Source organism: Vibrio sp. 1727 (assembly GCF_033344415.1).
In the GTDB taxonomy this organism is placed as follows: Bacteria; Pseudomonadota; Gammaproteobacteria; order Enterobacterales; family Vibrionaceae; genus Vibrio; species Vibrio alginolyticus.
Genome location: NZ_JAWPOT010000020.1, coordinates 33,679 through 46,584 on the forward strand (window position 1 = coordinate 33,679; position 12,906 = coordinate 46,584).

The 12,906-nt window shown below is 43.8% G+C and carries 3 protein-coding genes; all 3 read right to left on the reverse strand.

From position 1 onward, the window contains the following. Position 1: 1 nt before the first annotated feature. From R8O10_RS18225 to R8O10_RS18235, 3 genes are read right to left on the reverse strand one after another with little or no spacing between them, the layout of a single operon-like run. Positions 2-1,315: an HlyD family type I secretion periplasmic adaptor subunit gene (locus tag R8O10_RS18225; protein WP_021033865.1), complete on the reverse strand. Its 1,314-nt coding sequence runs from the start codon at positions 1,313-1,315 to the stop codon at positions 2-4. Then, positions 1,312-3,483 carry a type I secretion system permease/ATPase gene (locus R8O10_RS18230; RefSeq protein ID WP_318191612.1) on the reverse strand — a complete coding sequence of 724 codons (2,172 nt, stop codon included), beginning with the start codon at positions 3,481-3,483 and terminating at the stop codon, positions 1,312-1,314. The genes R8O10_RS18225 and R8O10_RS18230 overlap by 4 nt, the downstream gene beginning before the upstream one ends. Next, positions 3,480-12,782: an Ig-like domain-containing protein gene (locus R8O10_RS18235; RefSeq protein ID WP_318191613.1), complete on the reverse strand. Its 9,303-nt coding sequence runs from the start codon at positions 12,780-12,782 to the stop codon at positions 3,480-3,482. Before R8O10_RS18235 ends, R8O10_RS18230 begins: the two co-directional genes overlap by 4 nt. Between the last annotated feature and the right edge of the window lie 124 nt (positions 12,783-12,906).

The following is a 12,906-nucleotide window of genomic DNA, read 5'->3' on the forward strand; positions in this document are numbered from 1 at the left end:
TCTATCTTTCTCTGAGCGAATTCTCTTTCGCACGTAATATAGGTTTTAACCAATAATTCAGTACTGTTTTTTCTCCTGTAAGAATGTCTACCACAACCTGCATTCCCGGGATGATCGTAAACTTATCATCAACCTTGAAAGTAACGTTGGCACGGTAGTAGGCATTGCCCTCTTCATTTTGAAGTGCATCGGCGCTTACGTAGGTCACTTCTCCTTCTAGGCCTCCGTAAATGACAAAGTCATAGGCAGACAACTTTACCGTTGCCGGCAGGCCAGGCCTTATGAAGGCGATATTCTGAGGAGAAATTCTCGCTTCAACGATTAACGTGCTATTACGAGGGACTATTTCTAAAATAGGCTCACCCGGCTTAACCACACCTCCGATGGTTCTGACAAAAACATCTTTGATGGTTCCATCGACCGGAGAAAGTAACTGCGTTCGATTCAACTGATCCGCAATCGCCTGACGACTTTCATTGAGCTGCGCTAGTTGCGTCACAACTTCATTGAGCTGCCCTTGTGCCTCTGCCCTAAAAGCAAGCGCAGTACCACGATAATCTGCGATGGATTCAGAATACACAGCCCTTTGCTTTTGGGCAGCAGCTTGTGAGCTCGCGATGTCTCCTTTGAGCTTTATAACGTCTCTATTCAGTTTTAATAATTCCACTTCAGCCACCGCGCCACTAGAAACCACCTCTCTCAACATATCTCGCTCTTTCGAGACAATAACCAGACTGCTTTTTAGTGTTTGAATGGTATTCAAGGTATCTAGATAAGCTTGCGATTGTTGCTCAATTCGCAATTTAGCCTCCTCCAGCTCAGACTCCAGTTGGCTCAACCGCTCAAGATAGTTTGCTTTGGCATTCAGATAGGCAGAGTGGCCGGTCATCGAAATATCAAATGGCTGAGGCTCGATACTCACTTGTTGTTTCCAATCCAGTTGGAGGCTATTCACTTTTACCGTTTCTAATTCAATTTGAAGCCTCTGCTTTCTGGCGAGCAAAGATTCAACTTGTTCAGAGGTCTCCGAATAGGTCGACTTAAACCTTGTATCATCCAGAATGGCGATGGTTTGCCCCTTAGTGACGCTTTCACCAGGCATGACAAGTAACTCCTTTAGAATGCCTCCCTCTAAGCTCTGAATCGTCTGAACAGACAAAGTAGGAACAACTTTTCCTTCGCCGACAACCACTTCGTCTAACCTCGCCCACGAGGCCCAAATAATCACACTCAGCACTAACGCGGCAGACAACCAAATCAACGTTCTCGAACGGTTTGCTAAATGAGCATTACTCCAACGAACTGTGCTCATCATTGACCTCCTTCGCGTACAATTGATACTGCGCGTACTCTGTTCGTCTTCGTGTTAGACTGTTGTTTAGCAAAAATTTCTTGGGGCGCTCCTTCCCTCAAAATTGTGCCTTTATCAAGCACAACAATTCGATCACAAATCGATAATAAGGAATGTTTATGAGAGCTAATAATCATCGTCGTCGAGTGCGGCAACGATTTGAGAGCATTAAACAATGCATTCTCAGCAGGCTGGTCTAAGGAACTGGTTGGCTCGTCTAAAATTAATGCTGCTGGGTTTCGATAAAAAGCTCTTGAAATCGCTACAGCTTGCCTTTGCCCCCCCGACAAATAACGCCCTCCTTCTCCGACTTGCGTTTCTAGACCATGAGGAAGGCGACTCATGTACTGGTTCAAACCCGATAATTCTATCGCACGGCGTAAACGTTCTTGATCAATAACATGATGTCCTAATACTATGTTTTCCATAATGCTGCCGTATATAAGATGCGAATCTTGGCCAACCCAACCCGTTTTCTCTCTTATCAATTCGGCGGGCCAAAGCTGACTGTCAATGTCATCAAAATAAACGCTACCCTGTAAGGCACTGAGTTGATTGGTAATAATAGAAAGGAGTGTAGACTTTCCTGCTCCTGCACTACCAATAACGCCAACGCGTTCGCCTTGCTTGATAGTAAGATTAATATCTCTCAAACATGGCATATCAACATCTGGGTATTGGAAGCTCACGTTTTCTAAACGTATATTCCCTGTAAATTCGGCAGACGTAATGACCTGACTGCGTTGCGCCTCCTGAGGTAAAGACATGATAGAATTTAAGCCTTCAACCGCTGTTTTTGTCTGTTGATAGCGAAGTAACAGCATAGCTAACTGGTTAATCGCCCCTGCAGCACGACCGCTAAGCATGACAATAGCAATGAGCCCCCCCATGCTTAGCAATCCCTCAGAAATTCTGTACACGCCTGTTACAAGTAACATTACGGTAATTATCTGCTGGCTAGATTGAATGGAGTAAGCAACGATATTCGAACAGTTTCGCGATTGATTTTGCCAATCAGAAAGCATGGATACCGTTTGCTCCCAACGCTTTTGTGCTTCTCCCGTAGCGTTATTTTGCTTAATCTCTTTTAAAGAGGACAATGAATCAAACAAGTGAGCTTGTCGCTTCATGGATAGTGCAGCACTTTCCGTATGTGATTGTTCTATTTTTGCTTTTACCGCAAAACCAAGGATCAGCAGGGTAAACATGACGGCAATAGGTATGAACATCATTGCCCCACCTAGCCAACCTATTAAGACTAAAAATAACAACGTAAATGGGAGATCAACTAAGGTCACAAGAGATGCAGAAGTAAAAAAATCGCGAACACTATCAAAATCTTGTAGTTGTCGAGCGAATGCACCGACTGATGCAGGACGGTGTTCAAGTTTCATCCCCATAACTTTAGAAAAAAGTATCGAAGAAAGCTTGTTATCGATGTACTTACCCGCGGTATCAGTGACAACTCCCCTTGCTTTACGCAATAGCCAATCAAAAATAATGATGACGGAGACACCAGCGACCAAAACCCATAATGTACTGAAAGCTTGATTAGGCACTACACGATCGTAAACGTTCATAGTGAAAAGCGGAATAACTAGCGCTAGCGTATTGATAAGGAAAGAGGCAATCAAAAGATCTCGATACCACGGAGACATTTCTTTCACTACGGCGAAAAGCCAATGTTCATTATAATCCGCTTGAATAGAACTTATCCGTTTGTCCAGCTCTGGACGCATAGAAACTTGCCATGCTTGAGGCTGGAATTGATTATGCAGTTCCTTGCTCGTGACGTATTGCGTTTCACCTTGATCTTCACTAAATAACGTGACTTGATAATCGCTGTTATGTCGCTCAGATATAATAGCGGGTTGTAACGTCTTCCTATTGATTACCACCAATGGAAAGCTCAACATTGCGGTGGATTTTAAATCGATTAATGTGAGTTCAAGATCGGCTCGTTCAGCGGCTCTGATGAATAAGTCACTATCCAATCTACCCTCAACAAGAGGTAATCCAGAAAGCACCTTTTTTGTATGGTGTCTAACCTCAAAATAACGCATCAACCAAGTTAACGATTGCCCCCAAGGATCGTTAGTCAGCTCACTTGATGAGGATGAGTGATGCTTCATGACATACCACCTACTAGCAAGTTGTTGTCATCAATCATCTTCTGTAAGACATTTTCTTCGGCTACGCCAGTCGAGTCACCTTTGTAAAGCTGATCGAGAGTGACGCCCTGCATAAGAATCTGTTGTTTTGTCCCCGTCTCTTCTGGTTTTATGTGAAGCGTTACGCCATCATCATTCTCTGTTAAATCGAGCTTATTATCGACTTCTGTTATCGAGGTAGCGGTGATTATCGAGGCGATGTCAATTGTGTCATTATCATCACCAATAACGGATATTTGGAAATCGTTGATCACATCGTACGAGGGCTTTAACTCGTTACCGAGCCCTGAACTGTCAAACTGGAATACATCGCTGCCACTTCCTCCAATAAGCAAATCATTAGCATCTGTCGCAAGTAATGTTTGGCCCCCTTCTTCCACTAAGGTAACATTGACTGTCTGAGCAGCACCTTCTGCGACTGTAGCACCCAGTGTTGCAATCGGTTTTATCGACAACGTAAAATCACTTGCACCGCTAAACCCGCCAACGATGGAAAGATCAGCGACATTCTCTTGATCAACAGTATAAATGCCGTTCAATCTTTCACCATGACTCAACTCTAGATCTGTTGGTAATCCGCGAATCTCCACACTTCCAAACTCTTCGGGTGCAGGATTGACTAAATTCATGCTCAACCCCAAAGGAATACTCCCAGACGCTTCAGACACAATAGACTGATAATCAGCCGTTAGTGTTGGCTCATCAGCTTCAGGGGTAACAACAATGGTTAGATCGGTAGTTTGCACATCTCCAAAATCGGTTTCGAGTGTCTCTGACACTATCGCTTGATCAAACGTTCTAACATTGAGAGCAACATCCATCGTTCCAAATGCATCCTTCGGAATGAACTCCAAACCTGACACTTCATTTGCTCGCACTAATACCGTCGCCACGGCATTGCCCGCGTCATCGAAGGTAAAGGATGAGAATTGAGTTCCAATACGAATCCTACCTAAGCCTTCCAATGCAGAGGGTTCAGAGCTTGCTTTGATCAACATCGACACTTCTATATATTCGTTGCTATTTGTTTCAAAACCGCTCGCTAAAAAGTCAATCGAAATGGAATCACCTTCATCTCCAGTGAACGTGTTAGAGGTTGTATTCAACGATACATCATCGCCAATCGGTTTTACGCCGACGTTGAACTGAGAAGTGGTATAGTTATAGTCGTTTGATCCAGACTCTTGGGTAATAGCTTGCAGTGTTAATGAAATATCCCCACTAAAATCTAGTGGCGGTAGAAAGTAAACCTTATCAAGTTGTGCTTGAGTTAGCTGCCACTCCTTGCTCTCACCATCCGTTGAACCGTTATCAGGGAGTAATTCGAACGTCCCATTATTGTCCCAAACCAACACGGCTCCGTCTGGCACTCCTGTCATGACCAAAGACATCGACTCAGAACCATCTTGATCGATTAATGATGCAGATAAGTTTCCTAAATAAATATAATTATCTTCATTACCAACTACGTCTTCTGTTTCCAGAACCGCTTTATCAACCACTGGGGCAATGGTAACGGTAACTTCTGTTGATTTAGTTTGAGTATCTTTCGCACTGTCAGTACTTAAACAACTTCCCGTGACTTCATCAGTAATGTTTGCGTCAACGGAAATAACAAGCTCTCCACTGTAGTTTTCAGGTGGGATTAACTGAATTTCGTTTAGACGCGTAACATCTGTCACTACCCATGTTCCATCACCGTTGTCAATGAGTAGGCTCGGGTCCACGGCAGTAAACCGCGCATTCTCGTCAGACACCGATAAAGAAACCCAATTGACACTTTCAAGGCCAGTCGCTGCGTCACCTTCTCCAGTAATGGACTGCATTGGCCCTTCACTATCGCCCAATACAAGAGCAAGATTCAGGTTGGTTATAGTATCTTCTTGAACCGTAACTTGGCTTGGTGCTATCGCGATATCATCGACAACAGGAGAGATTTGTACCGTAATGGTCTGAGCGGTTGTTTTCGAGTCACCATCGCATGGGGCCGTTTCTGTCACTTCTAAATTGAAAGTAATGCAACCAGCAAAGTCCTCATCCACGCCAGTAAGCGTCAAGGAAGACAATCCAGCGCTAGAAATTGAATAACCCAACAGATTGCCCGTATTATCATAAGCAGGTATCACACCTTCGCCAGTAAGCTCGACTCCTTCAGGTAAAGAATCTGCGGCGACAAAGAAGGAAACTAAGTTATCATCACTACTCGCCACATCAGGGTTTAAAAACGCCCCAATTGAGACATCTTCACCTTCTTTACCTACAATATCCCCACTTTGAACGCTTCCCGGTTCACCAGGATCAGCACACTGGTCTCCATCTCCTTCATGGCCAGTAATTTGAATTTGGAACTGACCTGTGATGTATTGAGCATCCGTTCCATCTCGAACATACGCTAACACATTCACATCAAGTATCTCTGTGTTAGATGGGCTATAAATCGATGCGCCAGCAAGCAAATCTTGAGCGGTTTCCAACACGCTATCACTTGTGATTCCTTCCATTGGAATCAGCCAGTTCCCATCGGCATCTTGAGAAGCACCATTCGGATGAGTAACAATGAGGTCTTGACCCTGCGGTATCTGTAAAACGATGTAATCGAGATACTCTGAACCATCAATATCCGCTTCTGTAAATGTAATGCCTCCACTCACGTCAACAGCAGACCCATCCGTACTTGTGAATACTTCAGTCGCGCCTTCTAAACGTGTTTTGTCAATATCTTCATTACCAATATCCACTTTTCCAGAAACCACGACGCTCAAAGAGCCATTGATTGCCTTTACATCAGTCTCCATCGTCGGAGACGTGTCTGTCACTTCGTACTGAACTTCCAGGCTAAACGTCCCACTTAGGTCTTCATTAGCTTTTACAGTGATTCGTCCACTGTTTAACAACTCAGATAATGTTGCCGAGCTACCATCGAGTAGTTCATTGAGTTCTAACGGTAAATTACTTTCCTCTCCTGCATTACCATCAAAGTAAAGTGTTAAGCCATCTGGAATGGATACAATGGTGTATCCTGTCAAGGACTCACTAGAATCTATATCTTGATTAACGACAGGCTCAAGATTTAGTGTGATGAAATTGTCCTCAATACCATTGCTTTGTAATTCTTGACCGTCAGTTTGATCAACAATAGGTAAGATTTCCATTTCCACTTTAAGAGGGGTTTCAGCAGAATCACCATCGGGCTCTGTTGAAACGACGATAACATCCATGCTCAGTGTTCCACTAAAATCTTGCTCTGTTTTGAGGTAAGTGTTTTCAAGAACAGCGTTCGAGACCTGATAAACTGGCCCCGTTATTGGGTCCACGTATGCAATTGGAAGAGCAATAGGGTCACCATTTACATCTGTCAGTTGTGTTCCCACAGGGATGTTCTGAAGCAAGATATTAATTTCTTCTGATAGATCGTCGTCTGATGTCTGGATGATAAAATCCAGTTGTATCAGGTTATCTTCGTCTAACGTAGAGAGATTACTAATTACTTTAGTCGCTTGATCATATTGCCAATTCCCCTGTCCACCATCTAGGACAATTGGTTCATCGACCACGCCTTTTAGCTTAATGTCAATGGTTGCAGATTGGCTCTCGGCGGTTTCATTAAGAGGTGCTAAGCCATCAATAGTCGACTCTGTTGAAATGGCGGTTACTTGAAGGGATAGAGATTCAGTAAATGAGCTGATATCCGATTTTGGTTGAAGTAACGCCTCTGAATTGGCTAGAGCATTGGAGGTCACTAGGTAGGTATTAATACCGATAAGCGTAATCCCAGCTCCGACAGGCAATGTCCAACCATCTTGAACTTCTATGCGATAAGAAAGAGACTCCGAGCCATCTGTGTCAGTGAGCCGCCCTAGGATGTAATCTTTTAAGTCAATCGCTTGGTCTTCAAGCCCCTGAATGTTTTTAACGGTCAGCGTAGGCACATCGGCATCTGGAGATATATCGATAACAACTTGCTCAGTGATCTCCGCTGTTTTATCTTGCTCATCGGCAAACACACTACCCGATTCAGTCGTTACTGCCGTTACATCAAAAGTAAATCTTCCGGCTAAGTTTTCGTTAGATGTGATTTCAATTTGATCTAACTCGGATTGGCTATACGCTTTCCCTTCCTCAATAGCACTTCCGTTAAGTGTTAATATAAGTCCATCTGGAATATTCGAAATTTGGTAGTGGAGCGTTTCAGAACCGTCTTGGTCAAACTTTTCAGCAACAATCTTGAGTGAAAGTGATTCAGCGGAATCTTCAACACTTTGATAAGAAAAGTCCGAATCATTAGACCACTCTGGCAAATCTGCAACCGGTAAAACGTTAACATTTAACGTATTATTGCCTTGTAATACAAAACCATCTGGTTCGACATCAGATACGATTAATGCAGACACTGCTAACGAAACTTTGATAGTGTTGCCCGACAGGTTTAGTGCTGGTTGATAAGTGAGATCACCATTTGGAACAGTGAATATACCCACCCCCATTAGCTCTGTACCAGAAAGACTAATAAATCCGTCATTATCATCATCTTCAAGGCGCGCTCCGTCTAAAAACAGAGCCCCTCCTTGTAGAGATTCAACAGAGATCCTTATCGCTTCAACACGCTCATTATTCTCCGTATCCCCAGGAGAAACTCTAATCGGTAACGCGACTGGCGTAGGGTCTCCACTATTATTCGCGCCATTATCTTCTAACGTATCTACATTAACGGTTCGAATAAAGCCCCTAGCATCATCAAGAATTAATTGAGCTTCACTGCTTGCTTGGTCACCGTCTGCATCCGTCACAGTTATCGTTAGATCATCAAGCAAACCACCTACAGGCGTATTAACAATAAGCTCGGTAGTTAGCGTAAATGTCCCATCTTGAGCAATAGTCAGCGTTCCATATTTTAAGTTACCATCACTACTATTGATTAAATCGATGGTCCAAGCATCATTGCTAAATACCGAACTCGCCGTATCGTATGTTTCACCTGCATAGGTCAAACTTGAAATCAACGTGCCATCTGAACTGATTAAGTCGGCATTATTGCTAAACCAGTTTCCCGAAAACTCATCCCCCTCGGTAAGTTCAATTTCTATTGGTGAGCTTGTGTCTTCGGGGATATCATCCACTACACTAACGGTATATATCTCAGCTTCAGACTGGTCGCCATCCTTATCAACGGCATAAATTGAAAAACTGAGTTCTAATGTGTTCTCGTCCGCTGGAACACCGTCAGGTTCATCGTGTTCAAGTGCACGGTATAGATCAAACTCGACAGTCCCATCGGTATTAAATCTAATTCTAAAGACGTCTTGCTCGCTTTCATCTCTTGCATATAACCAACCATTCGAGTCCGGTGAATCAAGCGCAACCAGGCTGCCACTACTTGTTTTATAGCCGAGCGCATTGAACATATCGATATTCACGCTCACACTGGCGATAGAGTCTGAACCTTGTACTAGCGTAATGGATGGTGACGAGCCCTCGATGCCAGAATCAAGCGAATCATCATTCAACCCGCTTTCATTGACTGTGATTCCCTCTGTAATTACTAGTTCCGGAAACAAGCCATCATAGACCTGTATGTTGGACTCCGTAGAGATCTCGCTTCCATCAGAATCTCTCGCTACGATGGGCATAGAGATCGACAATTGCGTCCCATCACCTAAAACATGGTCAAGCGAGTGATAAAGCTCTACAGTTACATTAACGGTAGACGTATCATTTGATGGCAAAGAGAAGTCACTAGGTAACGTGACCCTAAATATAACGTCTCCAGTGTCAGAAATTGCGTCAAAGCTTCCATCATTGTTATCGTACCAAGTGACAGCCTCTCCGTTATAAGTAACAGCATCACCAAGTGTAGTTTTGACAGTATCTCCATCATTTATGTCAACACCCAGATACACAATCGGATCGAATGATGACGTAACTATCACATCCGTATTCGCTATGGCTGAAACCCCATCAGGAGCAATGTTTGTATCGACAGGTGTTTCGGTTAACTCGACATTGCCACTATTGATTAGCGCTTGTCCATTGTCGTTATCTATAACATTAATGTCTAAAACGACCGACGTGTTATCTTGGTCTGAGTCGATTGCAGTAACAACGAGAGGTACGTTTGGATCAGTATTTTCTTGTTGGTCGAGAGCCTGAAAAAGCTCAAAGGAGTAGGTAATGTCGCCATTTGCATCAATAGGTAATGAAGCATTGAGGATAGCTTGAAAGATAGGAATCTGAGTTTGCCCATCTTCGTCAAGAATATAACCATCAAGTGTTTTGCCATCCGCAGAGACTTGATAAAGCACAACTTGTTCACCACTCGTCAACAAGGGTTGTTCAGAGACGATGAACGACAAAGATTCGAGGTAATCACTGCCAACCTCAACTTGAAAATTCCCTGAGCTCAACACACCTCCATTTGCGAGATCAGATTCTTTTACTTCTACCCCATTCAAATTATTTAAAGTTGGGTCTGCGCCATCCTTTAGAACATAGTCAATTTCATTCTCTACAAGCGGTGTGGCATCTAAATCTACGCCACCAATGGTCAACGGGAAAGTGACCGTATCACTGCTATTGAATTGATCGATAGGGTGCTCAAGAGTAAGCGAAATTGAAGCTAATACATCGTTACCCGATTCAACGCCACTCAATGTTAACGTAAATACAGTGACACCATTGGCAAATGCTGTAATTTGCTTTCCACTGGAGCTTAACGTGTAGCTAAGCTCATTATCAGAGACTGAGCTTGTAAGCCCTAATGCGTCTAACTTAGTAATAGATGACCCACCGAAATACAAACTACTCGGATCCGGATTGTCAGATCCCGCGACAATATTAACAGTTCCTTCAAAGTTCAATATCGGGCCATCCAAAGGGACTTCTGTTACGTCTATAGTCGCATTGCCTACGTAACCTGCTTGTCCATCACTAATATCAATCGTCGCGTTAGCCAAGCCATAGTCTTGGGAGTCATCTGCAGCTAAATAGCTGAAAGAAACACTTTGCTCGACCGAATGATCTAGGTTTCGACCTGCATCAAACTGCCAAGAGCCATCAGAAAATACGGTTAATTCGCCTTTTTCTAAACTATAACTTACGGATCCCCCCTCTAGAATTGACTTCTGCTCCCCGCCAGCCTCTACAAATTTCACATAAAGTGCTCCATCAAGATCAATATCATTTTCAAGTAGATTGCCCGTAATTGTTTGATCTTCTACGACTGAGTATGTGTCATCTCTAATCACCGGTTCAGAGTCATAAATAGTAATCGTTAACAGTGCCACAACCGTCTCTTGTGTACCATCAGCATCACTTTGAGTGCTTTCAACCAATACGTTAGTCACCAGCTCATCTTGACCTACACCATGATCAATCGCTTCATAAAAAGTAATTTGAACCGTACCATCATCATTGACCTCTGCTAAGAAAACTAATCGGTCGTCAGTCGATGTTCCTTGTAAGCTCAACCCATCTTCTGCAACAACAACATTAATAGATTGACCGACCGATGTAAGCGCGCTCAAACTTGGTTGCTCTGCATGCAGTGCTGGCACACCATTTTCTATGTTGATGGCTGCCGAGCTGCTTTGCTCACCAAAAAATCCAACGATGTTTTCAGAAAATACCGTTGAACCGGGTAGCACTATTGTCGGCATGGTATCTACCGCGTGGTTGCCGGCGGCATCCAACACTTCTGCTTCAATGGTCCACGTGTTGTTTAAATTGAGAGTGTTTACGTCAATTCCAGTTACTGTCCACGAGCCTGACGCATCAACAAGGCCAGTAAAATTCAGCGTGCTGTCTCCGTCACTTACCCGAATCGTCACTGCCAGACCTTGCTCTACACCACTGGTTGTCCCTCTCATTTCCGTGACTATACCCTCACGGAAATCATCAATGGCAAGACCACCGCTAATATAAAAATCCGTATCGATATCAATGGTGGGAGCTGTGGCATCTATGGTCGTAGCCTCATCCATCGCTTTCGCTTGGTTGCCCGCCACATCATTCACGGAGGCAGATACGGTTAACGCCCCATCGGCTAACGTGGATAAGTTTGCCCCTTCGACTTGCCACATACCATCAACGACAACGGCATTGAACGAGAGCATCACCCCTGAGCTGTCTTGAACCGTGACAGAAACCGTCTGACCATTTTCAACATCACTGACTTGCCCTGACAAAGTGACAGATTGGCGCTCTTCAATGTTTAAATAGCCGTATCCGCCATCGTCAACGTCCACCGTCACACTTGCGAGCGTATCTTTGATGATGGTGTTTTCACTGGTTGCAGGGTTGCCCGCTATATCTATACTCTCAGCAACAACTGTCAGCGTACCTTCAGACAATCCAGAAAGGTCAACGTCGTCCAGAGACCAACTTCCACCAGTCACCACCGTTTCTAAGTTTATGACCGCTCCTAACGAGTCGGTTACCGTAACTTGGATACGCTGGCCATCTTCAATGTTTTCAATCGTCCCTTCGAGGCGAGTAGTCGCGATTTCGTACTGATTTAAATACTCATCCCCTCCACCATCAAAATTGACGTTCACCGTTGCAAGTGTATCTTTAATGGTCGTATCGACAGCGTTCAGGTTATTGCCATAAATGTCAGAAACCACAGAAGTCACCGTAAGCGGCCCTTCGGCAAGAGAAGACAGATCAACGCCTGATAGGGTATAAGACTCGTTCTCTACGGTCGTTGTAACAGTAATGGAATTATTGAGACTGTCGGTAATGGTGATAGTAACAAGCCACTCATCGCTTATCTTGAGTGCGTCACCTTGAATCGTGACGCTAGGAACTTCAAACTGGTTTTCGTATCCATCACCGCCATCAAGAATATCCACCGTTAATATAGCATCGGGATTCAACCGCTCAGGAGCCTGAGTCTCAGAAGTTGGGTTCTCTCTTTCTTGCACTGCTGGCCTAGTAACATAGCCATTAGAAACGAGTTGCTCAGGTAAAACAGCGCGAATATAGGCAACAAAACTTAACCCACCAGAAGACTCACTAAAATCTCGAACGCTCTGATTAAAAGTGGATTCAATACCGTTTTGAGAAGCAATTAAAAGATCATTCGAACTCGATTCATCCTCACTTGTTGTATCTTCATTAAATGCAATATCGAGAATGTCAGTATTAAGAACAACCACCTCTACTTCTGGAACTAATTGTTCGTTAGGCAACATTTGGATCCAAGAACCGTCACTTAAAACCGCCCAAAGAACATTACCGACTTGAATGTAGAGTATTGGCTGCATAATTCGCCCCATATGAAACAACGAACTTTAAGTATGGTCGACGAATGTGACTGTTCAAATGAAACTAGAAAAAACATGGCCCTAAATGGCTCTAATGAGATATTGAACCAAAAACATACCTCAT